Source organism: Spirillospora sp. NBC_01491 (genome assembly GCF_036227065.1).
GTDB lineage: Bacteria > Actinomycetota > Actinomycetes > Streptosporangiales > Streptosporangiaceae > Spirillospora > Spirillospora xylanilytica.
This window is the reverse complement of the sequence record NZ_CP109432.1, coordinates 3,648,670-3,673,263: the sequence shown is the minus strand read 5'-3', so window position 1 is coordinate 3,673,263 and position 24,594 is coordinate 3,648,670. Positions and strand designations below refer to the sequence as shown.

Genomic DNA, 24,594 nt, shown 5'->3' with positions numbered 1-24,594 from the left:
TTTATCAAGGAAAAGTCAGGCGTGAAAGGGGGGCGCCCAGCGAAGACGCCCTCGAAGATCCCAGTGGTCAGCATTCACACTAGAACACCCCAAGGAGCGTGCCTAGTATGCGCACCCGCAGCCTCATCGCCGCCGCACCCGTTGTCACGGGGCTCGTTACCTTCATCCCCGCTACAGCCTCCGCCGCGCCGACAAATATCACACCCGACGCAACGCTCACCTCGACCCACACAAGCAGCACGCCTTCCAATATTCTGCTCGGCGGCACTATCCGAGAGCCAGGGATGGAGTATGGCGGGGACATATACATAAAAGGCAAGTCGTACGGAATTGTCTACTTCGACGACTATGCCGGCAACAAAGACCGCGACCTCTTCTATGTTTATGATAGCCCCGGCGACGGCGCATCCGTAACGCTCCGGGTATGCTATAGCCACACCTGTAAAACCAAGCGCGCCAGCTACGGGAGAATGGAAAAGATCGACGTCGGCAACATTGGGAATGGCTATAAGGTCTGACTAACGGGCTGCGCCTGGAAAAAGGGCATTAAGATCGGCTGCGCCGACAGTTCGATCACCGAGTAGGGGCCTGGGCGGAATTCACCGCCGCTGTTCGGGCGGGCTCACGGCCGGCAGTTCCCGTCGAGGCTGGCGGCGATCTCGGGCATGAGCAGCAGCGGAACAGCCGTTATCGATGAGAACGATCTTCGTCTGACCCTCAGGGCTGATCATTGAGTGAGTGGTTCCCGGGGGTCAGCCTGAAGGGCGGGGCGGAGTGTCCAGCGGGATACTCCAAGTTAGGGCCTGTTCGTTGTTCTGATCAGGGGTTGGTGGTCACGATCGGGTGACCGGCCTTCGCCGAGGTGGGAGCGGCGGTAGAACCAGCTATGAGGCGACCGTGCATATCGCCGTGATCAGCGAGTGGCTGTGACCAGGTGCCCCGAGGCGCTAGCTGTGGCTGGCCGATCGTGCGAGTTTGCTCTCGATCCAGTTGATGCCGAAGTTCACGACGTCGGCCGCTTCGAAGAGGTGGCTCGTTCCGGTGCCGACCTGTCCTTGTCGTCCGTGCCCGGCAGTGAGCATGTCGCGGGCGATGACCGCGAAGGGTTCCTGCTCTTGCGGCACGACCGTGGTGTAGTCGAAGGCGCCGTTCTCGGAGTTGATGTCGTGGAAGCGCCGCCAGACGCGCTCGCCGTCCACGGTGATGGGCTGTTGGTAGTCGACGAACCGCTTCCCCGGCGCCTTGGCGAGGGCCTCCGCGTGGTGCAGGAGCGTCAGGGTGTCGAGCGGTGCGCCCAGCAACAGCACCCGGCCGCCCGTGGCGGCCAGACGAGCCAGGGGACTGTCGGGACCGTGAGGGTCATCCCACGGGTGATCATCCATCAGGAAGTGGGCCGCCGGGCCGAGAGCGGCGAAGCTGGCGTCGGGGTGACGACTGCGTACCGCGCCCGGCCAGCGGCGCAGGGCCTCGGGCAATCGGCCGTTGTTGTGGTCGGCCTCACTGAACCGCAGGTCGTAGGCGGGATGCTCGGCACGCAGGACGGCCTGCCACTCTCCGGGCCAGTCGGTGAAGTCGTAGGGCGGGGCGTCGTTCCAGCCGCAGGTGACCACCAGCGTGCCCTCGGCGCCGACTGTGTCCCGCAGCGCATTGATGATCGTTTGGGTGCCACCGGCGATGTACCCCAGCGCCGACATCCGGGTGTGGAACATCACGATGTCGCCCTCGGCCAGGCCCAACTCGCCCAGATCGCGGACGAGCCTGCTGCGGGTGACCGGACCATCGGAGCGCTTGAGGAGGTCTAGCTCATCCATGATCGAAAGGTATGCGCAGCCCCGCAACTGGCCAAACGCTTTTCTGAAACACGCCCTTGTGCTGTGACCGAATAGGTTCGCCCGGTTGCTGATGATGTGAAGTGCTCGATGAAGCGGATGTGCTCGTGTGCTTCAGCGGTAGTCGGCCAGGCCGTCCGCGAGTTCTTCTCCGTCGCCGTCGCGGATGGCGTAGAGGGCTTGCTGCAGAGCGAACGTGCCGCGGATCGCGGCGATGCGGCTGAGGAGCCCGTGGTTTGACCAGCTGCCCAGAGCGAGCACCCGCTCCAGGAGTTCACGGCCGTAGCTGGCACCGATGGCTGCGAGGTCCTCGGCCGGGTCACTGAGTGTGACATCGTCCCAGTCGAGTACGCCGGAGAGGTGCGGCAGGCCGTGCGTCCACTCCCACAGGACGTTTTCGGCACCGAGGTCGCCATGCACCACTGCTCGAGTGACATGGGGAAGGCTATCGAGTGCTGCGAGTTCCCGCTCGGCCCGTAGACGCCCGCTGTCGGACATGAGCTGGAACAGCTCCGCGCGCACGTTCTCCGCGAACCGCCGCCACCGGCTTTCTGCTGCCTGAGGGAGAACCGCTCGTACCGTCTCGTCGGTGCCGGTGCCGGTGCCGGTGCCGGCGCGGGCCAGAGCGGACAGCAGTGTGGCGTACTGGGCCGCCACGGTGTCGACCACTTGGGCATCGTTGAGTGTGTCGGACTTCAGCGGTTCCCCGGGAATGCGACTGAGTACCAGGAACGGCACCTCGTCGGCGCCGTGGGCGCTGCCCTGGAACAGCGGCTCAGGTGTGCGGAAGCCGAGGTCGAGGCCGGCGAGTGCGTGTAGGGCGGCCACCCGCTCGGGCAACCGGACGGCCGCTGCCCGGGTGCGAGGCAGGCACACGACGCGGTCCGAGCCAATGACCACGATGTGGAATTGTCCCTGACGTACTGCAAGGTCGTCCGGTTTGTCGTTGGGCAGCAGACGGCTCAGCAGAGCGCGATGCGTCGTACGGATGCTCACGAGTGTGACCTCTGGATCCTTCAATGAGTAGGAGGCGATGTGCACAAAGTGCTGTCAGGCCGCGCTGTCGAGCGGGCGTCCGCCCCCCAGCGAATGCCCTTCTCGCTGCGGATACGGGCCCGTTCTCGGCGTTGAGCGGCCAGAATGTCGGGATGACGGGCGTTGGCGTTGCGCCAGCGCAGGTAGCGGTACAGGGCACGGGTCTGCGCGGGATGGCTGCGATGATGCGAGTTGGCCAGGGTGAACTGCCGCAGCGGACCGAAGTGCGCCTCGATCGGGTTGGCCCAGGAGGCGTAGGTCGGGGTGAAGCACAGCTCGACCTTGTTCTTCTTCGCCCAGCGGCGGATGTCCGCGCCGGTATGAGCGAGAGGTTGTCCAGGCCGATGTGGATCGGGGCGCCGTCGGGCCGGGCGGCGCGGATCGACTTCAGCGCGGCCAGGCTGATGGCGGTGCCCTTGCGGCGCCGGTTGACGCCCCACAGACGGTCGTCGCCCACGGAGTAGCAGCCGTGGAAGTAGGTGACGCCATGGGTGCGGTGGTAGGTCGCCGGAAGGCGGTCGGGGTTGCCCTGCTTGGCCCAGCAGGAGCCCGCGGTGGGCCGGATCTCCAGCGGCCCGAACTCGTCGAAGGCGAAGACCCGGTCCGGGAAGCGTTCCAGCACCTGCTCGATCCGGTCGACCTTGGCGTCACGTTCAGGGTCGGGTGATTCCTTCCATGTCTTGGTGCGCTGGAAGGTGATGCGGCGGCGCAGCAGCAGGCATCGTAAGGCTTCACGGCCGATGCGGATGACGCGTCCGTGTACTTTCCGCAGGTAGGCGGCGGGTTTGCGGATCGACCAGCGGGTGAAGGGCTGGCCGAGTTTGGTCGGGCGGGTGGTGGCCGCCTGGATGACGAAGTCCTCGTCGTCAGGGGGTGAGCAGGCGAGGACGGCCTCCCGCGCACTGAGGGTCCAGGCAGGCCAGGCCGATCTCGTTGAACCGGTGGATCACCTCCCGCCCCGTGCCCTCGTCGGCCTGGACCAGCTGGGCGATCTCCGGTACGCGGTTTCCGCCGGCGGACGCCAGCAGCATCATCGCCCGGCGATAGCGCACCGCGCTGGTACTGCCCCGGCGCACGATCTGCTGCAGCTTCTGCCCTTCTTGGTCGGTCAGTCTGCGCACCGCACAGGCTCGGCCACCACACCTCCAGCGATCGGAACGGACGTCACCGCCCATCCAACCGCTCCAACTACCAACCCGGCGAACCTGTTCGGTCACAGCACTAGCTATGCCGCCCCGCAGGGACTGGATCCGTTGCTGTATCCGCTGGCCGGACGTGCAGGTCAGGCACCGGATCGGCGCAACTCACACCGACGCGGCGTGCGACTGAGCTGTGTGGCCCCCATCAAGTGCGCCGGCCCAAGATAGCCCCGCGCGTCAGTCTCGGCCCGCTGTTGTTGCGTACGGCGTGGTCGCCGACGGCCCGCCGGTCGACTCTGGCCTGCCCATCGACAACGAGGCGGTGTCTCTCATCGGTTGAGCCTCTGATCAAACGGCCGCAAACGCCCAGGTGGGAACGTTCCATGTGCGAGGTCTGCCGGACCTGTCCTACCGTCTTCGGCAGCGGGCCCGCACCCATCGTTGGTTTCCACACAAAGAGGTTCTCCATGACCATCCTCGTGACCGGAGCGACCGGCACCGTGGGCAGGCACGTAGTCGATCGGCTCCTCTCGGCTGGGCGGCCCGTCCGGGCGCTCACCCGCAACCCGGAGACCGCCGGGCTGCCCGTCGGCGTCGACGTCGTGCAGGGTGACCTGAACCGACCGGGCGACCTGTCGTTCGACGGGGTACAGGGCGTGTTCCTCATCCCCGGCATCTTCGATCCAGAGCACGCGACCGGCCTCGGGGGAGCCTTCGTCAGCCGCGCCGTGGCGGCCGGGGTCGCCCGGATCGTGTCCCTGACCAGCTCTGGCGTCACGACCCGGCGGGCCGGCTTCTACGAGATGCTGCACGCGGTGGAACAGGTCGTCGAGAAGTCCGGGGTGGCCTGGACCCACGTGCGGCCCGGCGAGTTCGCCGTCAACAAGCTCGACTTCTGGGGCGAGTCCATCCGGACGGAGGGCGTGGTCCGCAACGCCTACCCCGACGGCGTCGGCGTGCCGATCCACGAGGCCGACATCGCCGAGATCGCCACGATCGCCCTGCTGGGGGACGGCCACGCGGGCCGGGCGTACGACCTGACCGGGCCGGAGGCGCTCACCCACCGGCAGCAGGCGGAGGCGATCGGCACCGGGCTCGGCCGCCCGATCGCGTTCGAGGGACTGACGTACGGGCAGGCCCGCCGGGCCTACATCGAGGCCGGGCTCCCGATGGAGATCGCCGAGTTCGTTCTGGGCTACCAGGCCGAGTACGCCGAGGAGCCACCGGCGGTCTCACCCACGTTCGAGCAGGTCACCGGCAGAAAGGGCCGTACGCTCGCGCAGTGGGCGGCCGACCACGCCGCCGAACTGGCCCCGGCCGCCTGACGGCCGACGGCATGAGGCGGGGCGGTGCGGTGCGGTGGGGTCTCGGCCCACCGCACCGCCCCTTCTGTCGGCGCCGCCCGCCAGCGCCGCCCGTGATCCGGCACCTTCGTCACGGCGCGCTGTCGGTCCCCAGCGATCAGTGATTGCGCCAGAACCCACGGAGCTCTGCGCCTCGCGGGTTGAGGGGGCCGGGGCCACTCGCGGTCTCAGGGTGCGAGGCAGGAGCTGGCTGGCTATCGGGTGGCTTCGGCGCTGTGGAGTTCCGCATCTGGTGCGCGTTCGCGTGTACCGGGTGGTGCACTCCCACGTGAACGTTGACAGTAGCTCGCTCCCCGGCCAATTGGCCGGCGTCGGGGCCGCTCGGGGATTACTCGTGAAGTGAAATACCTGGTGAGTCTCTGGGGAGCTGGACTGGTTCAGCTCGGCGGACAGGGTGGGCGAGGGTATGCGGGGGATAGGTCGGCTCATGGCCGATGGGTGGCCCGGTGTTGGGGGCGACGCTTAGTGTGATACCCCTGCCCGGGTATTGGGTGTGCAGGTCAGTGCACTTCTTTGCGGTCGTGGCGACTCCGACTCGTCTATATGGACGATACCTAGTGCATAGATGGCCCGTTTGAGGACCTGATCACCCTTCCGTTGTTGCCTTCGAGATGCTGTCCCCGGGTGTTGTGTTCGCCAGTAGTTCGGATTCTTTATGCCAGCCCGTGGGTGACACGTTCGGTGAGGGTGTCAGGCGTGGGCGGGATCTCATCGCCGTGAAGGTTCCCGCGATGAGGAGGCACGTCACGAGGTGGCGTGGGCGTTTACCACCTCCCGTTTCGGTGTGTGCGAATTTGGTGCGGCTCGGCAAAAGTTAAAGCCCATTTCGATGGGTGATGGCGGAATATTCATTCCGGGGGATTGTGAGGCAAGCCTCTCCAGTCGTTTGGGTAACCGAAAATGTGTGGTGATGGACTTGAGATCCATTCCCTATCGAGAAATGGTGGCGACATCACAACAACAAATCGGCGGTGCGAATGGCCGCCGGTGACCATGAATGGGAGCCATGAAATGGCCGCGAACATCAACACCACGGTCCCGGCGATCGCCACCGCCACCAAGCGCACTTCGCCGATGGGAGTACAACAAGAATCGGTGGGAGGTCGACCGCCCCGCCGAGGTGGCCGCCGCTCTCAATTGGGTTCGTAAGGCATCTGTGCCGCTCGCCGACCTCACCGAATTCGAGGGCATCACGCTGGCCCTCGGCGCGTGCGCTCGAAAGCTGGACGACACGCCCGCTGCGTCGAGCTACTACACGCGGCGGCGTCGCGTTCTCTACAACGTGCTCAAGTATGCCGTTCAACGGAAGCGTCTCGCCGTCAACCCCATCGATGGTCTTGATTGGAAGCCGACCGAAGACGATGAGGTGTGGGAGGAAGTAGACCCGGCGGTGGTTCCTTCGCGATCCCGCCGGAACTCGTCCGGATCCTGCGTGATCACATCGACCGGTACGGCGTCGCCCCGGACGGCCGGCTGTTCCGTACCGAGCGCGGGGGAGTGTTGCTCCCGTCCGGTTACGGGCGCACCTGGCACAGGGCACGCACGCTGACCCTCAGTCCCGCCGAGGAAGCGTCGGACCTCGCCCGACGCCCGTACGACCTGCGGCACGCCGGTGTCTCGCTGCGGCTCGACGCCGCGTCCCGCCGACCCAGGTCGCCGAGTGGTCCGGCCACAGCGTGGAGGTGCTGCTCAAGATCTACGCCAAGGTCATCGCTGGCCAATACCACGTTTGGGAAGGGCGCATTGACGACGTTCTCGGCGGCTGGAGCCTGGAACACAAATGGAACGCGCACCGTGGCATAAGGCGTCTCGTGGTGGCACCTGATGTCACATGGCGCATGAACGAGAACAGCCGGTTTCCGCAGGTCAATAGCGGAAACCGGCTGATCGTTTCGGGGTGCCCCCTGGGGGACCCCACACAAACGGGAACGCCCAACCCCACCCACCGGCCAACTACTGATCACCGGATCGTTCACCGTGGGCACCCGACAGTAGTTGCTGTCACAGGGGTCAGGTGTGTGAGGTTCGGTTCGCTGGCGATGAGGAGTGGAGTCAAGACCTCCGTCCTTGATATGGTTGCGCATTCGCATTTCAGTGGTGAGCCATCCGGCGGACTCATCTACGGATACGCGCAGGCGCGTGAGACGGACACAGTTTGAGAACGGACAGGCCGAACTGGTCGCCCGCGGGATTCTCGACCGAGCGGTCACAAAACCCGGGTGTCGCCTGCCTGGGAGAAGGTGCCTAGCGATAGAGGCTGGCGACGTACTCAGCGAAAAGTTCGGCCAGTTCCTCGGACTTGCTGCCCCGAGTCTTCCGTGTATGACAGTTAGAGCACAAGGCGATCATGTTGGTGATGTCGTCGATTCCATACTCGGCAAACCCGATGATGTGATCGACCTCGAGCAGTGGTTCGCCTCCGGGGGTGACATCTTCCAGATAGCCGATGTCCCTGCACCTGGGGTTCTCGCACCGAGCCTGACCGGTCTTGTACTTGCTACGCTCGATGGCGCGAGCGCGCATGACCGGATCCCTTACTGGTCGGCCGACCATAGTACGCGCGTAGTCGGCACGATTGCGGAGCACAGGCCTGACTAACTGGCCTGTAGGGGTCTTGGCGATTTGCTTCAGCCTGTCTAGAACTGCCCGAGCTGTGTTCTCAGCCGAGTGCGGCGAGGTTGCCCCGTCGAGCAGATCATTGATATCTGTGAGGAGGGGGCGACGTCGATAGGCGTCCCAGCCCCGCTGGTGCAGCGAAGCGCGTAACCGCATGCACTCCCACTGTGACCGGCCGAGGATATCGAGGATTTGGCCGTGCTTGGCATGCATTACCCCGGCAGGTAGTGGCGCGCCAGGTACTTCTGCGTACTCAAGGTCGCAAAACAGTGTTGCGAACGTGGTGGCTCTGTCCAGACAGATTACCCGGCGCCCTACGATAGAGGGCAGGACCTTTTGGAAGAATGCCTCATCAAAGGGGCCTGCGTCCTCCATGGTCCTTCGCGTTAGACCATACGATGACAATCTACGGCCAGTGTACCCACCCCAGAGTGGGTCCACAGGGGTGTTAACCAACATCCTCCCGGTCACAGACATGACTGCGATCTGGCAAACGCACGGCCGAAGGCCAAGTTCGCCCGCCGCTGCTTCTTTTAAAGTTCCGACGGTGTTGATGGTCAAAATAACGGTGCTGGGAGACCGGAGGATGTCACGGGCCCAAACGATGGTGTCATCGTAGTCGGCGGTGACGTCCTCATCGGTGGGTAGATTGGACTTGGGTCTGGTGTCGTCTAGGTGGTAAAGCGGCTGGCAGTCGTAGCTCATGAGAGGCTGGCCCTCGTGCGTGATCTCCACGCCACGTCGAATGAGCAGCGCGTCCGGGACCAGGAGGTTGCGCGGGCGGAGTTTGCCGGTTTCTAGTTCGCCGATGGTCCTGAGCTTGTCCGGCCGTTCCCGCCAGCGCTCCATGGGGGCTAGATTGGGGAGCTCGGCGTCGGGCCACTCGGTGACCTTCAGGCCGTGCACCGGTACGTCGAAACCAGCAGGAAAGCTCCAATCGGGAATCATTGGCAGTGAGGATGGCACTTGTGCTCCTAGAAAGGGGGGTTTCTGTCGAGAGACTTCATCGCCATCATAGTAGACACCCGTGACATTTCGGTTGAGTCGGATCGTTTTCCCCCTCGCCGATAGGTCGGATCACGCGACAGAGCGAAGCGCCGATCCAGAAGGTGTGTGCTGTAGCGCAGGGGGAGATCGCCGGGGCGAAAGGGCGTAACAGCGACCTCGCCGGGGTTTGACCGAGGCTGCCAATAACGTCTGTCCGCCCGCGAGGCTGTGGTCAGTATGCGCGCGGTCGGCATGATCGCCAACGCTTCCGCCACCGAGATCGAGCATCTGCGGGTCGAGTTGAGGGTCCGGTGGAAGCAAGGGCCGAGCGGTGATGGTGCTGCGGTAGCCCGGCTGATCGGCGACCCAGATCGCGCTGCTGCTGGGCTGCGATGTCGGCGTGTGGGGTGCCCTGGATCTTCCGGACAGGTTGCCGAGATGGGCCTGCTGGTGGTCCTCGCGCCAGAGGGTGTCGCGGGCCCGGTGCTCGAGATTCTCGATGCCCCGGTGCTGGCGGGCATGGTCGGTGATTTCGGCCGCTGACAGCGTGGTCCTGCTGGTGACCACGATCACGACCACCTTGCTGAGCGGTGCGCTGTCAGGTCGGCCACGTCACGGCGGATGACCGTCATCCGGGTCACATGTGGCAGCCTGATACCGGCGGCCCAGGCGGTCCAGCGGTTGATCCGGCCATGACCCGGACCGAACGGTCAGGGCCGTTCGCGTTCAGGCCGTTCGGCTGGCGACAGACGAATGTTACGGGCGAGTAGTTCAGAGGCGATCTGCCGTTGACGTATCTACCACCGAGATTGAAGAAGCGTCCGAATGAGGACACGACAGGCGGCACCCGTGCAAGCCCAGGTCCGGGGCCGTTTGACTCCGGCACCGAACCGCGGAATTGGCGTACCCAGCAACTGTTGCTCACCGCGGTTGGCAAGTTTCTGGAGTGACGCTTGCGTTGGGTCAGGTTTCTGTAGTATCGCGTGATACCGCGTGTGCACGGGGCGCGGGGTGGTAATGGGGCCGCGCCAAGGGGGCGCGGGCTGCGGATGTTCGGGGGCGGTCGGTGTACCTGGCGTATTTACGTGCAGAGAACTTTCGCGTGTTCGGCGCCGGAACCGGACCGGACGGGGCAGCGGACAGGATGGCCACCGGTGGGCCGCCGGGCACCACGCTCACCGAGACCACATGCACCCGGGTCGCGCCTGTCGGTGGTGAGGCGGGTGAATGTTTGCAGGTGTTGTTCGGTCCAGGGACCAACGTGCTGGTCGGTGAGAACGACAGCGGCAAGACCGCCATCATCGATGCGATCCGGTTGTGTCTGCAGACCACGGCCGGCGACCACTACCGGATCTGTCGTGAGGATTTTCACCTGCGTCCGGATGGCGAGCGCGCCACGGAGTTCTCCATCAGCTGCGGATTCAAGGCGCTGGCGCTGGGCGAACAGGCAGCGTTCCTGGAATTGCTCACCACCGAGGAGGGCGAGCAGGTCCTCTACCTCACGTTGCGGGCGCAGTTGAAGGATCCGCTGCGTCCCCACCAGGTGTCGGTCACCGTCCGCTCAGGTCCCGACGGGCAGGGGCCCTCGCTGGACGGCGACGCCCGCGAGTTGCTGCGCGCTACCTGGCTGCGGCCGCTGCGCGACGCCGAGGCTGAGTTGCGAGCGGGCCGTGGGTCGCGGCTGGCGCAGATCCTGGCGGGATACCCGGTGATGCTCGAGCAGGGCGTCGACGACTTCGACCCGGCTAGCGATACCGCCTCGACGTTAGTGGGTATCTTGCGACGGGCCGAGGCCCACTTGAGCGACAACCCCGCCGTTGCCGCGGCCCGCGACGACATCAACACCGCCTACCTGAGCAGGTTCGCAATCGGCACTGACCGGTTGCGCGCGCAGATCGGCGTGGTCGGCGGCGCCACCCTGGCCAAGGCGCTGGAGCGCCTGGAATTGAAATTGCTCGGCGGGCATTCAGACGAACCGCACAAGCACGGTCTGGGCTACAACAACGCGCTGTTCATGGCCGCCGAGCTGCTGCTGCTGGGCAACAGCCCGGCAGCGCCACTCCTTTTGATTGAAGAGCCCGAGGCCCATCTGCATCCGCAGCTGCAGACCCGGGTGATGGAGCTGCTAAGCGAACGCGCCCAACCTCTCCACGGTCCCGCCGGAGCGCCCGTGGACCTCGGCAGCGGAGTGAGCTACGAGGCAGACGGACAGGCGGGTGGCGGTGTTCAGGTAATCGTGACGACCCATAGCCCGCACCTGGCGGCGGCGCTACCCACCAGATGCCTCACCCTGGTCGCGCACGGCCGGACCTTCGCGCTGAACCCGGCCAGCACCCGGTTGGGCGACGACGACTACGCGTTCTTGGACCGCTTCCTGGACGCGACCAAGGCCAACCTGTTCTTCGCACGCAGCGTTGCGATCGTCGAGGGCGATGCTGAAGCGATTGCGTTGCCAGCGCTGGCCGCGGCAATCGGCCGGTCCTTCAGCGCCTCAGGTGTCAGCATCGTCAACGTCGGCAGTACCGGCCTGATGCGCTACGGTCGAATTTTCCAGCGCCAGGGACCGCAGATCCCCATTCGGGTCGCTTGCATCTGCGACCGCGACATCGCCCCCGCTGCAACTCCTGACGACATGCGTAAGGGTTTGAAGAGCGCGGTGGGGATGACGCCGGTGCAGGTAGCCGAGCACCTGAATTCTTTGACGCGGGAGGACGACGGCCCGGTCTGCACTTTCGTTGCCGACCACTGGACGCTGGAGTACGACCTGGCCGCCGCTTCCTGGAGAATGGCCTCGCTGATGCACCAGGCCACACAGGCTGCGGTCGCTACCAAGAGACGATGGCCGGATTCGGACCGGCTCTCCCAGATCCGCCAGGACGCCCAGCGTGAGGTCGACGGCTGGTGCAAGGACAAGATGCCGCTGGCCGAGGCGGCGCTGCAGGTGTTCAGGCCGCTGCGCATGTCCAACGCCAGCAAGACTGTGGCGGCCCAGTACCTGGCTCAGCTGCTGGCGGAGACCACCGTCACCGCCGATGACCTGCCGCATTACCTGGTGCGGGCTCTGCACTACCTGTGTCCGGCGGAGGACGCGCGATGACCGCCCTCGACGCTCTGCCCCCCGCACGCTCAGGTCCCGACGGCCCGCGTTTCACCTTTGAGGACCCCGACAGCCCCACGCCCGGCATCGTGACGTCCGGTGACCCGGCATCTGGCAGTCCGGCATCGGATGGCCTGACGCCCGGGGGAGCGGCGGCCGACCTTGCGGCCTACGATTCTTCGGTCCTGGCCAAGGACAGGGTGGAGGAGTTGGCCGGGCGGCTGGGCCTGCAGTTGCCCGATGTCCAGCAATGGGACTTTCTACAGGCAACCACGTCGCTGGACTTGCAGGCCGCGCCCGGGTCGGGCAAGACCACGCTGGTGGCGCTGAAGCTGGCGCTTCTGGCTGGCGGCTGGCGGGCGCCGCAGCGCGGCGTGTGCGTGCTGTCGCACACCAACACCGCCAAGGACGAGATCCGCGCGCGGTTGGAAAGCGTGCCAGCCGGTCGGCCGCTGTTGGCCTATCCGCATTTCATCGGGACCATCCAGACGTTCGTCGACACCTTCCTGGCCCTGCCGGCGCTGCGGTCCCAAGGGATCACCGTGCGGTCCATCGACGATGACGCCTACGCTGCGGCAGCCGTGCGATTACTCCGCGCCAGCCGGTTCCGCCAACTGGCCGCCTACCTGGGCAGGCGCCAGGATGGGCGGCAGGCCATCGAGACCGCCCAATGGGTGTACCGCGAAGGTGGCCTGGTGGCCACCCTGCCGGACAAGGAGCTCTGGTTCGGCGCCACGACCGTCAGCGGGCGGCAATTCACGGCCCTCAAGCGGGAGCTGACCCGCCAAGGTGTGTTCCGTTATGGCGACTTGTACGCCATCGCTCTGCACCACATCAAGCAGACCCCGCAGCTCACCGCAGCCTTGTCGCACCGCTTCCCATTCGTGTTGATCGACGAAATGCAAGACACTAGCGACCTGCAGCAACACCTTCTGCAGACCACCATCACCAACGGAACCGGTGTCTCGACCGGATCGTCGGCCGGCGTCGTCGTGCAGCGGGTCGGCGATGTCAATCAGCGCATCTTCGTCGCGCAGACCGCCAGCGGCTCCCCGAGCACCGCAGCGTCATCCAGTACCGCGAGACCACCCGACACGGCGGCGGGCACGGAGGCGGCGACGCACTCATATGCCTTTCCCTGCCCAACTGCCTCAGAGTTGCCGGTCAGCCGCCGGTTCGGTCCCGCCATCGCCGCGCTGGCCTCGCAGCTGACCCTGCACAGACCCCAGCGCATTCAGGGCGCCGGGCCGCAGGCACCCATCGTGCTGATGCTGTTCGACGAACGGACCGTGCAGCGGGTGGTCCCTGCCTTCGAGGAACTAGCCGCTCGGATCGTTCCTGCCCAGGTGCTACGCCACAACCCTCCGCACATCTTGGGTTCCCGGCTCCGTCGCAAAGGCAGCAGCGTGTTCCCGCAGTCGCTGGCCTGCTACCTGTCCGGAGGGCAACCGGTCACCCCGGTGGAGGACGACATCGGCCTCATCGCCGCCGCCCGCAGCGCGCAGGCGCAATGGCTGCAGGGACAGCACCACGCTGCGGCCGACACCCTGTGGGAGGCGATCCGCCGACTCGCCGACCTGCTAGTGCCCCACACGACCGGCACTCCCACCGCCGATCAGGCGACGGGGCAGGGGACCTTCCAGGCGATGGGGGCGGGCCGGGCAGCGCTCGTGCGGCAAACACAACAAGGGTTGCCGCCGCTGCGCTGGCTGGACCGCTCGGCGGAAACCCCACAGGGGCGGGCCCGTGTCCTGATGCACCGGATGCTAACCAGCACGCTCACCGACCCTGCCGAATGGTCGGCCCTCACCGGCGAGCTGTGCCAGCTCCTGACGCGGATGCTGCAGCCACTGGCGCCGACGACCCACGCCGCTGCATCCGTGGGGGCGTCGACGAGCGGGCCGCCCTCGGTCTTGGCCGAGGAACTGGAGTTCGTACCCCCGCCGGTGCAAAGCCTGCCACCCGCGCCCCGGCCACCTGCCGCACAAACCACAGCCTCCAACACCGACGCCCTTGATGACGCCCGCAACGACGCCCGCAGGGGCGGGGACGCGCCGGTGGTGTCGGCCGTGCCCCGATCGATCCAGAGCGCCAAAGGGCAGACGCACTCGGCGACCTTGATCGTGGACTGCCTGGAGCACACCGGTAAGAAGCACGACGTGTCGCAGGTACTAAGCCTCATCGCCGATGGCGGCGGGCGCGCCGGGCAGGCCCCGGCCTATATTCGCAAGGCCGCGCAGCTCATCTTCGTCGGCGTGACCCGCCCTACCCACCTGCTGGTTCTCGCCGCCGACCTGACCCGGGTCCGGCCCCATCTGCCAGCGCTGCGCTCCCGGGAGGGCTGGCAGATCCAGAACCTAACCGGCCAGTCCCTGGAGCAAGGCACCCTCGACATCTCCTGACCACCGCGCGCCGACGATTGCCGCCGATGCGCTACCGGCCTCTGGAGCCACCGGGCAGATGAGGTCGGTTCGACATGCCAGGTCCGGGCTTGGTGTTAGTGGAGGATCTCCTCGATGGCGAGAAACGATGCTCGCAGGAGCGTACGGAGCGCGTCGCTGGCCTTGGCTCCGGTGATCCAGGCGCGGCGGGCTGTCGCCGGCACCGCCCTCCACGCTTGAACCGTTAGGCTCTTTGCGTGGATCCGATCGCCAGCACTGAGACCCGGCGCCAAGCTGCTCTCGGCAAACTAGACCCGAGTAGCCAAGCGGTGCTAGGGCAGTTCTTCACTCCCGTGAAGGCCGCCACGCTGATGGCCTCAATGCTTCGAGTCGACGACCTCAGTGGCACGGTCCGGGTTCTTGATCCAGGAGCTGGCGCCGGGTCTCTGACCGCCGCCCTCGTCGATCGACTGCATACCGAGCGCCCCGACGTTGCGGTTCACGTCGTGGCCGTGGAAACCGATCCCTTCATCACGCCCTACCTACGCGCCACTCTCGAGGAATGCCGGGCCGCATACGGCATCTCATACGACCTGGTCGAGGGTGACTACTTGCTTGACGATGGCGCCAAGTTGGATGGTCCGTTCGACCTCGTGATCGCCAATCCGCCGTACGGAAAGCTTGCTTCTGATTCGCCCACACGGCTTGCAACGGCAGCGCGAGCTGTCGACACTCCCAACGTCTACGTGGCCTTCTGGGTACGGGCGGTCGCTTCGCTTAAGAAAGGCGGGCAGGGGGTTTTTATCGTTCCCCGCTCATGGGCAAATGGGCCTTACTATCGCCCATTTCGCCACTGGCTACTATCGACGGCAAGTCTCGACGTGCTCCATGCATTCGAAAGCCGCACCAAGGTATTCGCGGATACGAAGGTAAAGCAGGAGAATGTCATTGTAGCTTTCAGTTTGAGATCCCAAATTTCCAATGTGATCCTCTCCAAATCGATTGCTCACGACGAGGATCCCATTGCGCGCCCCGTATCGTACTCAATAATTGTCCAAGATAAAGACGATGACAAACTCGTACACTTCTCCGAAGGTGCATCGGTGCCTTCGGCAGCGAGATTTGCTCTGGCCGACCTCGGCATCGGTGTCAGCACGGGAAAGGTGGTCGATTTTCGCAACCGCCAATACCTGACCGATAACCTCGACACTCCCGGCGTCGTTCCAATGATTTACCAGTCAAACATTCGATCCGGTGGAATTGAATGGCCGCAAACAAATGCGAGAAAGCCGCAGGGGTTTATTGCTGTCGATGATGTTGCAACCCGTCAACTCCTCTCTCAAGGTCCGTATGTTGTTGTGAAACGGCAAACTGCGAAGGAGGACCGTCGACGTGTCATTGCTGCGGTCTGGGATGGGCCCAGTAGGGTCGCATGCGACAACAAGACGAACTATCTACATGAATCGAATAATCCGCTTGAGAGAAACCTTGCCCGGGGTCTCATGCTCTGGCTGAACTCGACCGTATTGGATCGATACTTCCGGGCATTCTCGGGTCACACCCAGGTCAACGCGGGTGACCTACGACGCCTTCCGTTCCCTAGTCGCGAGGACCTAATTCTTCTCGCCAAGACCGCGCCCGACGGCCTGCCCAACCAGGAGGCGTTGGATGCCGTGGTAGCCAAACTCTTCTCGGAGATGCCAGACTCCACCGCGTGACCACTGGCAACGACATCGACGAGACGGTAGCGACCGTCGACACCGCACGGGCGCTGCTGAAGAGCGTTGGGTTCGACGCTCAGCGCCACAACGTTCGCAGTGCCGTGACGTTGCTCGCGCTTGCTGGCCTGAAGCCGGGAGACCGCTGGGTCGACTCGACCACCCCACGTCTCCGCGTGCAGAAGATCATGGACTGGTCTGGCTTGCATTGGGCCAAGCCCTACGCCACCGGGAGCCGGGAAGATTTCCGCAAGAAGACTCTGCGTCAGTGGGTTGCTAATGGATTCGCAGTCCTCAACGCGGACAACCTAAATATCGCAACAAACTCGCAGCTCAACGAGTACTGCCTGTCCGACGAGGCGGTTCAAGTAGTCAGGTCATATGGCACGGACGCTTTCGGGAACGCTTTAGTGATCTTTATAAAGGAGGCGTCGGAGGCAGTTAAAGCGAGAGCGGAAGCCCTCCACGCCGCGATGGTCTCCGTTGATCTGCCTGACGGGGAAGCGTTCCTACTCTCTCCCGCTGGGCAGAACCCGTTGCTGAAGAAAATGGTTGAGAAGTTTGTGCCGCGCTTTGCGCCCGACGCAAAGGTGCTCTACCTCGGAGACACCCGGGGGAAGCGCGCTCTCTTCGAGGAAAAGATCTTCGAGGAGACGCTTGGGCTGACTTTCGATCCCCACGGGCGAATGCCGGATCTCGTCCTACACGATGAAGTCCGTGAGTGGCTCTTCCTTATGGAGGCTGTAAAAAGCAAGGGTCCGTTCGATGAGGAGCGTCACCGTTCCCTACGAGAACTATTTGCAACGCCGGTAGCGGGGCTCGTTTTTGTAAATTGCTTCGAGAATCGTGAGGCGATGCGCCAGTGGCTCCCCGAGCTCGCTTGGGAGACTGAGGCTTGGGTGGCGGACGACCCTGATCATCTGATTCACCTAAACGGCTCACGCTTTCTTGGCCCTTACGAAGGCTAGTGCCTTGAGTCGTTAATTCGCTGGCAGTATGCGGCGAAAGTTCGAGGAAGCTGCGGTGGGCCCAGCGGCGCAGTTGGGGTTGGTGAGTTCGGTGGAACCAGTGCTCGACCAGATTGAGCCAGGATAAACAGAGCCGCTAGTGTCCTGAGTCGGAAGTTCATGTGCGGCTGTAGGGTGCGGTGATGCCTGGTCCGAAGCCGTTGTTGCTGGAGTTGTCCGATCACGAACGCAGGGTGCTGCGGGGCTGGTTGCGTAAGCAGACGGCGTCTCAGTCGCTGGTGTTGCGGTCGAGGATCGTACTGGCGTGCGCGGAGGGCCGGCCGAACGCGCAGGTCGCGCAGGATCTGGGTGTCTCGCGGGAGACCGTGCGCAAATGGCGGGCCCGGTTCGCCGCGGACCGGCTGGAGGGCTTGGTGGACCGACCGCGTTCGGGGGCCCCGCGGAAGATCACCGACGAACAGGTCGAGGTCCTGGTCGCCAGGACGCTGGATCAGGCGCCACCGGCAGGTGATTCGCACTGGTCGACGCGTTCGATGGCCCGCACGGCGGGGATGTCACAGTCGGCTGTCTCGCGGATCTGGCGGGCATTCGGCCTCAAGCCGCACATTGTGGAGACCTGGAAACTGTCGACCGACCCGCAGTTCGTGACCAAGGTCCGCGACGTGGTGGGCATCTACCTCGCCCCGCCCGAGAACGCCCTGGTCCTGGCGGTCGACGAGAAGTCACAGATACAGGCTCTGGACCGGACCCGGCCCGTGCTGCCGATGGCGCCGACCACGTCGGCGAAGATGACCCATGACTACATCCGGCACGGCACGACCAGCCTGTTCGCCGCCCTGGACATCGCCTCCGGCTCGGTCATCGCCCAGCACTACCGCCGCCACCGCCACCAGGAGTTCCTCCGCTTCCTGAAGGTCATCGACGCCGCCGTCCCCAAGGACCTCGAACTCCACCTGGTCCTGGACAACTACGCCACCCACAAGACCGAGCCGGTCAACAAGTGGCTGCTGCGTCACCCCCGCTTCCACCTGCACTTCACTCCCACCTCGGCGTCCTGGCTCAACCTCGTCGAGCGCTGGTTCGCCGAACTGACCTGCCGCAAACTCCGCCGCTCGGCCCACCGCAGCGTCGTCGAACTCGAACGGGACATCCGCGGCTGGATCAACGAGTGGAACAAGAACCCCAAGCCCTTCGTCTGGACGAAGACCGCCGACGACATCCTCGACACCCTCGCCGCATACTGCACACGAATTAACGACTCAGGACACTAGTACTCCAGCCGTAGATCGTGATCTTCACGGCAGGGCGGCCGCCTGCGTGCGGAAATGGCAGTGGCGGGCGCGGGCTTGATGTCGGCGTCGCCAGTGGGACCAGCGCAGACGGTGTGCGAGGTCGTGGATTGGGCTGATCATCGCTGCGAACAGGTGCTGGATCTCGTTGCCCGTCAAGGGGATCAGACCGTCAGAGACGGGTCGGTCATGGCGTTCGGCGGCCGCGGTGACGGCGAGGAAGGCGTGGGCGAGCATCGCGAGGGTTACCCAGCGGTGCCAGGAAGTCCACCGACGGACCTGGTGCTCGTCCAGGCCGGTCAGGCCCTTGCTGGCTTGGAATGTTTCCTCGATCGTCCATCGCCGTCCGGCAACCCGCACCAGCTCGGACATCGGCACCGGACGAGGTGAGAAGCAGCGGTAGAAGGCGAGTTCGCCGGTGCGGCGATTGCGGCGGACCAGCAGGCACCACTGGCCGAACTCACCGGCCGGACCGTGAACCTCGACCTGTCCCCAGTCGTAGTACCGCTCGCCCTTCGCGCCGCTCCGGCCGACAGCCGCTGCCAGGCCCGCTTCGGGATCCGCGCGGCCAGGGTCTTCGCCTGGAACTTCCCGGCGTGCGTGATAACGGGATGGGTGCTGGAGACGGCCAGCACGTAGCCGGTCCGGCGGTGTTCCAGGGCGGTCCGCAGGTGCGGGTTGTCGCCGTAGACCTCGTCTCCCGCGACCCAGCGGGCCGATGCTCCCGAGTCCAGGGCCCGCTCGACCATGCGGGCCGCAAGCTCGGGCTTGGTGGCGAACGCCAGACCGTCGGGGACGCCCGCGCTCCGACAGCGATCCGGATCCTCCGTCCATGAGCGCGGCACATACAGGGCTCGGTCGATGGCGGCGTGTCCACGGTCGGCGGAGTACACGAGATAGACGGCGACCTGGGCATTCTCAATGCGGCCGGCCGTGCCGGTGTACTGACGCTGGACCCCGACGGTCGCCGTGCCCTTCTTCAGATCGCCCGTCTCGTCGACCACGAGCACGGCTTTCGTGTCGTGCAGATGCTCGACCACGTAGGCGCGTATGTCGTCTCGGATCGCGTCGGCGTCCCACTTCGCGCGGTGGAGCAGGTGCTGCATGCCGTCCGGAGTCGCGTCGCCGACGTGTTCGGCCAAGGTCCAGCAGTTCTTGCGCGGGAGGTCCGACAACAGCCCGGAGACCAAGCGCCGCACCCTGCGGCGGGGTTCAACTCGGGTGAACCGGCCCGCGATCCGGCTCATCAGGCCGTCGAATGCGTCCTGCCAGTGAGCAGGCACTACGCTGGCGTCCGAGGTCGCCGCGTGATTATTGGTTGTCCACACAACATCAATGATCAACGGCGGCCTCACCTGCTTGGATGCCACCGGAGCCGCCTGGTCTGGGAATCCACGCCGACGGAGAGGACGTCGGAGGGAAGAAAGAGTGGGGGGGCACCGGACGATCTACCCCGCCGCGGCCATGACCGCGGGAGAGTTCAGCACCCTGGTTGCTGAACTGGAGTGGGTGTGGGCGGGAAATAAGAAGAAGTGAGGGAAGGCATGTCCCAGACGAACGCCCATGCGGACGACGACGCCTTTGCGGAGGCGCTCGCAGCCGCCGACCGGCTGAACCGCGCACTCAGCCCGCTGAGGATCGACCGGGAGGGGACGCAGGAGCAGCTCAGGTCGGCCCTGCGCCGGCCCGAGGAAGCGGTACGGGCCATCCTCCTCCTGGAGACGCTCGGTACGACGCCGACGAAAGCCCTCGTCGACGACCTGCTCGTACTCGCCCTGCAAGAGCGCCGCACCATGCTCATCCGCAAGCTGCTGGGAAGGCTGCCCTGGCGGGAGGCGAAGGAGATCGTCCCTCCGGCTGTCTGGCGCCTGCTCGATGACGCGGACGACAGCGACGACTACCGGCGCATGGCCGAACTCCTTTACCACCTCGGCCTCGACGAGGCCCTCCATGAGTTGTGCGCCCGCGCCGAGGACAGCATCGACCCGGACGTGCGCGAGGTCGCGGCGGACTTCGGGCGGTAGGTGGAGGGCGGGCCCGGTCCGCGGTCGACGGTGTCTTCCTGGCACCGCTGGGTAACCCTCGTGATGCTCGCCCACGCCTTCCTCGCCGTCACCGCGGCCGCCGAACGCCATGACCGACCCGTCTCTGACGGTCTGATCCCCTTGACGGGCAACGAGATCCAGCACCTGTTCGCAGCGATGATCAGCCCAATCCACGACCTCGCACACCGTCTGCGCTGGTCCCACTGGCGACGCCGACATCAAGCCCGCGCCTGCCACTGCCATTTCCGCACGCAGGCGGCCGCCCTGCCGTGAAGATCACGATCTACGGCTGGAGTACTAGGTGCAGTGCGGCTCATTCAACGGCCTGTGGGCGGGCGGTGTGTTTGCCGAGCAGGCGGCGGCTTTACGCAACGGGGGATGGTTGTGAAACACGAAGGCCTCGTCGCCGGAGACGAGGCCGTCCTCGCCGATGAACATCAGGGGTGAGGTCGGCGTCCGGGCCGGTGAAGCCGAACGTGACCAGCAGCCCTTGGTGGTGGCCACTAGTCCTACTAAACCGGCTGCTGCAAAGCTGTCACCAATGGCTCCCACAAGGGATGGGTTCGTCGTGGAACGACGATGTGGGCGTGCTTACGGGCTCGGGACATGACGACGTAGAGGAGCTTTGAGCCGTTGGGGTAGGGCTCGTCTTCGTAGCCGTAGAACTCGTCGGGTCCCAAGAGCAAGATCGTGGTGTCCGCCTCGCGGCCCTTGGTCTGATGCAGGTTCATGACCTGGATGGGGAATCGGCGTACGATCTGCGACCCAACGAGGGTCTCATCGCGCATACGAAGCAGTTCGTCCGAGATGGCTCCCATACGGAAGTTCTCACTTGCCCGGCGGAGGGTGTTGCGGGTTTGACGCGCGGCCTGAACCCAGGTTTCTTGCCCACGGTGGGTGCCGATCCTGCTGTAGGCCTGGGCGATGACGGTGGCGAGCCGGTCGAGGTCGGGCTGGTCCCCTCCGGTCGCTCGCAGGTCATCGGACAGCCGCTGGAGGGCCCGCAACAGCAGTGGATTGTTCTGGGGGGCGAGCATTTGCTGCGCGAGCGGGGGCACACGAGTCCTGCTCTGGGTGGCGGTGACGTAGACAGCCAGACTTCGGAGGACTTGTGCATCCTGGCGGAGGGCGAACTGCACCATGGCGAGTTGGGCGGAGAGTGCTTCGCCGTAAGCTTCGGTGAAGCCGACCTGTTCATGGGCAAGGCCAGCAGTGGTGAGCGCGTCCGACAGGTCCGTTGTGGCGGAGTTGGTGTGGGTAAAGACGCTGACGGTGTCACCGCGGTGACGTGCTCGGCGCGTGATGGCCACGACCTGGTCGTGCCCGGCCTCGTCCTCGAATGGAATGACCGACAAACGGCCAGTTGCGGCCGCGGCTTGGATGGCGGGATCGCTGAAGTCGCGGAGGCGGGCGGCCTCAGCAGCTGCCGGGAGCATGCCGCTGGGGTCGCGGTAGCTGGTTGGCAGCAACCGGATCTCCGTGGCACCTGGCAGGGCCATTGCTTCGTCAATTCGGGCGGCCGCGTCCACACCCGGCTTGAAGGTGTAGATGCATTGGTTGACGTCGCCCAGCAGAATCCTGCGAGCTGATGGTGCGATCTGTTGCAGAAAGTTCCACTCCTGCGGGTCGGTGTCCTGGAACTCATCGCAGATGACGATCCCGTATCGGCTGCTGTAGTGGTCACGGACCTTCGGCAGCGCCATCAAGCGGTTTGCAGCCGGGATCAGCTCATCGTAGGTGAGGCCGGCTGGGGCCCCCTCGACCAGGCTGTTGGCCTTGCTTTGCACGGTCTGGGGTGCCGGGTATCCATGGTGGGGCCCGAAGCTGCAGATGATGCGCCAGGCGAAACCGTCGAAGGTCGAGACTTCCAGGCGCGGCCCGAGGTTGCCGATCACATCGCCCGCGCGGTCGATGATCTGTGTCACCGCGGTCCGGGAGAACGACAAGAACAGGGCACGTTCCCGGGCGGGCAGCCTGGCCCGCCGCCCCTCTCGCGCGGCTGCCGCCCGAAGTACGGTCAGTTTCTCGTCGGACTGTTGGAGATGTTCCCGGGCCGCAGCGACTGCGGTGACGGTCTTCCCGGTCCCCGCACCGCCCAGGACGACCACCACGGGCGCTTGGCTGGTGATGACCGTCCGTTGCTCGTCGTTGGGCTTATAGGTCATCCCTCCTCCAGTTGCGGCCGGGATACCTCCGGGACATCGATGAGGTCTGGGCCGTTGTAGGTGGGTGAAGCGGCGGCAGCGATCGCGTCGAGCACTGCCGCCAGCACTGGCGGGTGCACCGCGGGCATGGGCTGAAGCTGATCGGGAGCCGTGGGGCCAGGAGCAGGCCGGAGTTCGCTGTAGAGGGCTTCCAGCATCGGCTCATGCAGGCTCTGCTTGTGCAGGGCCTTGCACAGCTGGCGCACTACGGCGTCGCTGGCCCCATCGGCGAGCGGGTCAGGGATCTGGTAGTCGGTGAGAGTGGCGCTGGCGGCGGCGATCTTGGCGAGATCGATGCCGGCGAGCATCGCCTGCTCAATGGCGCCCTGCGGCAGCCGGACCACGACGTCACACGAGGCTGTGACTCTGGCAAGTTGTTCGGCGCTTTGGGGAGTGTCTTTGTCGCGGTCGACGACGCCGATGATGCGGAAGCCGAGCTGCTTGGCGAGGTCGGCGACACGCGGGATCTGATCTATCCCGCCATCGCCTCCAGTGCCGGCGGCAACGAGGCGCACACCGTGGGCCGAGAGCGGCAGCTTGGCTGGCGGGTAACGGCGATCGGCCATGTTGAGGACCGCCACATCATGGGGGCCTTCGGTGATGGCGACGGCCGGGGCAGTCAGGGCAGGGAGAAGTTGAGTATGCAGCTGCCGCATGGCGGCGAGCTTCTTACGATCGGTGATTCTCGCGATCTGGTGGTGCGCGCGAACACCGCCGTGGCTGGTCAGGCGTACGACTTCGCCCGGCTCAAACGCTCGCGTGGCCTCTGGCCGTCGTGTGGACAGCCACACCTGGCCGGCCTGATTACGCGTCAGCGATGCGAGGTGTTCTGTCGTCGCCGCGTCCAGTTGATCACCGAAGTCGTCGGCGAGGATGACCCCGCCAGGAACCGTGGCCAGCAGCAGCGCCTCAGCCATCGACAGGACGGCGGTCACCGTGCTGCCGTGATTGGCCAAGGTGAGCATCCCGGCGGTATCCAGACGCAGAGCTGCTCGCAGTGTCCGAAGCAGGGCGGCGACTGTGCCGTCCTCGGCGAGGAACCCGACGTCTCGGGGGGTGACCGTGGTGTCTCCGAGTCGGTTCCCCGTACCGCCGATGGCCAGGACAGCCTCGACGGCCTCGGTGACCGCCGGATCTGATGACAGTTCGGAGACGGCTGCTGCGACGGCATCGCGCAGCCGCTCGAAAGCGGCGGTGGCTGCCTTGGGGTCGCGGACATCGATAAACCGGCGCAGATTCCCACCAGCCCGCAGTTGGAGCGGAACGCCCGTGTTCAGGGTGATCACTGGCAGAGCACGGCGTGTCGTAGCAGGTACCCGCATGAATTGACCGATGGCCGGATTGCTGCGGGCGGGATAGAAGACCAAGGTCTCCAGGACCTCAGACTCGCTGTCGTAGCTGAGCCGGTAAGCCAGCCGGACACACTGGGGTGCGTTCGGGTCAGCGTCGTCGCTCTTGCTTGCGGCGCCGGACGGGTCCAGCGGTTCCAAGGCCCCCTCGACCAGCTGCTCGACATCGGGATCGAGGTCGGTCAGCGTCACCTCGATCTCTGCGACGTGCACGAGCGGGGTCGCCGTGATGGGATCGGCCGCGTTCTCTGCTGCATCGTCGTGCGCCTCGGTGCCGTCGACTGATTCGGTGACGTCCGGGTGCAGATCGGTCAGCGAGGCGCTGCGGGCCGCATCGGGGTCGAGCACACGCGCGAGTGCCTCGATGATGTCGGTCCGCCCCGCGCGGGGGACCCCGGCGAGGACCACATGACCGTTGGGACGGAGATCTAGCTGCTCCCAGCCACGGAAGCCTGAGATCTGCAAGCGAGTGATGCGCACAGAGCGCATCATCTCGTAGAGGCCCGGTCAAGCGCGGAGATCGGCAACACTCAACTCATGCTCGAAAGATCCCAGTCTCGCCCTACTTATGTC

17 protein-coding genes and 1 pseudogene are annotated in these 24,594 nt (G+C 65.3%); 10 read left to right on the top strand and 8 right to left on the bottom strand.

Annotated features, from left to right (window positions below):
* Nucleotides 1–107 precede the first annotated feature (107 nt).
* Nucleotides 108–518 carry a hypothetical protein gene (locus OHA34_RS17055; RefSeq protein ID WP_329522186.1) on the top strand — a complete coding sequence of 137 codons (411 nt, stop codon included), beginning with the start codon at nucleotides 108–110 and terminating at the stop codon, nucleotides 516–518.
* A 429-nt stretch (nucleotides 519–947) separates the two neighbouring features.
* Here OHA34_RS17055 and aac(3) read toward each other — a convergent pair whose 3' ends face one another.
* The 3 genes and pseudogenes from aac(3) to OHA34_RS17040 form a co-directional block, all read right to left on the bottom strand.
* Complete coding sequence (gene aac(3) / locus OHA34_RS17050; protein ID WP_329522185.1) at nucleotides 948–1,811, bottom strand: aminoglycoside 3-N-acetyltransferase; 864 nt, start codon at nucleotides 1,809–1,811, stop codon at nucleotides 948–950.
* 132 nt (nucleotides 1,812–1,943) lie between these two features.
* Nucleotides 1,944–2,825, bottom strand: a complete 882-nt coding sequence (vph, locus tag OHA34_RS17045) for a viomycin phosphotransferase (RefSeq protein ID WP_329522184.1) — start codon at nucleotides 2,823–2,825, stop codon at nucleotides 1,944–1,946.
* A 54-nt stretch (nucleotides 2,826–2,879) separates the two neighbouring features.
* Nucleotides 2,880–4,002 (bottom strand): annotated as a pseudogene (locus OHA34_RS17040) (IS630 family transposase).
* 468 nt (nucleotides 4,003–4,470) lie between these two features.
* Here OHA34_RS17040 and OHA34_RS17035 point away from each other — a divergent pair.
* Nucleotides 4,471–5,328, top strand: a complete 858-nt coding sequence (locus tag OHA34_RS17035) for an NAD(P)H-binding protein (protein WP_285942147.1) — start codon at nucleotides 4,471–4,473, stop codon at nucleotides 5,326–5,328.
* Between the two features lie 2,283 nt (nucleotides 5,329–7,611).
* Here OHA34_RS17035 and OHA34_RS17030 read toward each other — a convergent pair.
* Nucleotides 7,612–8,949 (bottom strand): HNH endonuclease signature motif containing protein, encoded by a 1,338-nt coding sequence (locus OHA34_RS17030; protein ID WP_329522183.1) that lies wholly within the window; start codon nucleotides 8,947–8,949, stop codon nucleotides 7,612–7,614.
* A gap of 258 nt (nucleotides 8,950–9,207) precedes the next feature.
* Between OHA34_RS17030 and OHA34_RS17025 the strand changes: the two genes are divergently transcribed.
* From OHA34_RS17025 to OHA34_RS17000, 6 genes are all read left to right on the top strand, one after another.
* Nucleotides 9,208–9,513, top strand: coding sequence for a hypothetical protein (locus tag OHA34_RS17025; RefSeq protein WP_329522182.1), 306 nt, complete (start codon nucleotides 9,208–9,210; stop codon nucleotides 9,511–9,513).
* Between the two features lie 523 nt (nucleotides 9,514–10,036).
* Entirely contained in the window at nucleotides 10,037–12,067 is a 2,031-nt protein-coding gene (locus tag OHA34_RS17020) for an ATP-dependent nuclease (protein WP_329522181.1), read from the top strand.
* Entirely contained in the window at nucleotides 12,064–14,469 is a 2,406-nt protein-coding gene (locus OHA34_RS17015; protein ID WP_329522180.1) for a UvrD-helicase domain-containing protein, read from the top strand. The genes OHA34_RS17020 and OHA34_RS17015 overlap by 4 nt, the downstream gene beginning before the upstream one ends.
* Before the next feature lie 236 nt (nucleotides 14,470–14,705).
* Nucleotides 14,706–16,166, top strand: coding sequence for an Eco57I restriction-modification methylase domain-containing protein (locus OHA34_RS17010; RefSeq protein ID WP_329522179.1), 1,461 nt, complete (start codon nucleotides 14,706–14,708; stop codon nucleotides 16,164–16,166).
* The gene (locus tag OHA34_RS17005; RefSeq protein ID WP_329522178.1) at nucleotides 16,163–17,134 is read left to right on the top strand and encodes a BsuBI/PstI family type II restriction endonuclease; all 972 of its coding nucleotides are present in this window, start codon (nucleotides 16,163–16,165) and stop codon (nucleotides 17,132–17,134) included. The genes OHA34_RS17010 and OHA34_RS17005 overlap by 4 nt, the downstream gene beginning before the upstream one ends.
* A 182-nt stretch (nucleotides 17,135–17,316) precedes the next feature.
* Nucleotides 17,317–18,405, top strand: a complete 1,089-nt coding sequence (locus OHA34_RS17000) for an IS630 family transposase (RefSeq protein WP_329521059.1) — start codon at nucleotides 17,317–17,319, stop codon at nucleotides 18,403–18,405.
* A 24-nt stretch (nucleotides 18,406–18,429) separates the two neighbouring features.
* Here the strand turns inward: OHA34_RS17000 and OHA34_RS38525 are convergent, their stop codons facing one another.
* Both OHA34_RS38525 and OHA34_RS16995 read right to left on the bottom strand, forming a co-directional pair.
* Complete coding sequence (locus OHA34_RS38525) at nucleotides 18,430–18,795, bottom strand: hypothetical protein (protein WP_443029642.1); 366 nt, start codon at nucleotides 18,793–18,795, stop codon at nucleotides 18,430–18,432.
* Nucleotides 18,723–19,793: an IS701 family transposase gene (locus tag OHA34_RS16995; protein ID WP_443029641.1), complete on the bottom strand. Its 1,071-nt coding sequence runs from the start codon at nucleotides 19,791–19,793 to the stop codon at nucleotides 18,723–18,725. The genes OHA34_RS38525 and OHA34_RS16995 overlap by 73 nt, the downstream gene beginning before the upstream one ends.
* Before the next feature lie 174 nt (nucleotides 19,794–19,967).
* Here OHA34_RS16995 and OHA34_RS16990 point away from each other — a divergent pair, with 174 nt between their 5' ends.
* The gene (locus OHA34_RS16990; RefSeq protein ID WP_329522177.1) at nucleotides 19,968–20,447 is read left to right on the top strand and encodes a hypothetical protein; all 480 of its coding nucleotides are present in this window, start codon (nucleotides 19,968–19,970) and stop codon (nucleotides 20,445–20,447) included.
* Nucleotides 20,448–20,507: 60 nt separating this feature from the next.
* Complete coding sequence (locus tag OHA34_RS16985) at nucleotides 20,508–20,741, top strand: hypothetical protein (protein WP_329522176.1); 234 nt, start codon at nucleotides 20,508–20,510, stop codon at nucleotides 20,739–20,741.
* A gap of 239 nt (nucleotides 20,742–20,980) precedes the next feature.
* Here OHA34_RS16985 and OHA34_RS16980 read toward each other — a convergent pair whose 3' ends face one another.
* Together OHA34_RS16980 and OHA34_RS16975 are read right to left on the bottom strand one after the other, a co-directional pair.
* On the bottom strand, nucleotides 20,981–22,633 hold the full coding sequence (locus OHA34_RS16980) for a UvrD-helicase domain-containing protein (protein WP_329522175.1): 1,653 nt from the start codon (nucleotides 22,631–22,633) through the stop codon (nucleotides 20,981–20,983).
* Nucleotides 22,630–24,501 (bottom strand): hypothetical protein, encoded by a 1,872-nt coding sequence (locus tag OHA34_RS16975; RefSeq protein ID WP_329522174.1) that lies wholly within the window; start codon nucleotides 24,499–24,501, stop codon nucleotides 22,630–22,632. The genes OHA34_RS16980 and OHA34_RS16975 overlap by 4 nt, the downstream gene beginning before the upstream one ends.
* Nucleotides 24,502–24,594 lie beyond the last annotated feature (93 nt).

Excerpts from the sequence above, each read along its gene's own strand:
- OHA34_RS17055 (WP_329522186.1), top strand. The coding sequence starts at position 108 with ATGCGCACCCGCAGCCTCATCGCCGCCGCACCCGTTGTCACGGGGCTC.
- OHA34_RS17035 (WP_285942147.1), top strand. The coding sequence starts at position 4,471 with ATGACCATCCTCGTGACCGGAGCGACCGGCACCGTGGGCAGGCACGTA.
- OHA34_RS17025 (WP_329522182.1), top strand. The coding sequence starts at position 9,208 with ATGCGCGCGGTCGGCATGATCGCCAACGCTTCCGCCACCGAGATCGAG.
- OHA34_RS17015 (WP_329522180.1), top strand. The coding sequence starts at position 12,064 with ATGACCGCCCTCGACGCTCTGCCCCCCGCACGCTCAGGTCCCGACGGC.
- OHA34_RS17000 (WP_329521059.1), top strand. The coding sequence starts at position 17,317 with ATGCCTGGTCCGAAGCCGTTGTTGCTGGAGTTGTCCGATCACGAACGC.
- OHA34_RS38525 (WP_443029642.1), bottom strand. The coding sequence starts at position 18,795 with ATGTCCGAGCTGGTGCGGGTTGCCGGACGGCGATGGACGATCGAGGAA.
- OHA34_RS16990 (WP_329522177.1), top strand. The coding sequence starts at position 19,968 with ATGTCCCAGACGAACGCCCATGCGGACGACGACGCCTTTGCGGAGGCG.
- OHA34_RS16980 (WP_329522175.1), bottom strand. The coding sequence starts at position 22,633 with ATGACCTATAAGCCCAACGACGAGCAACGGACGGTCATCACCAGCCAA.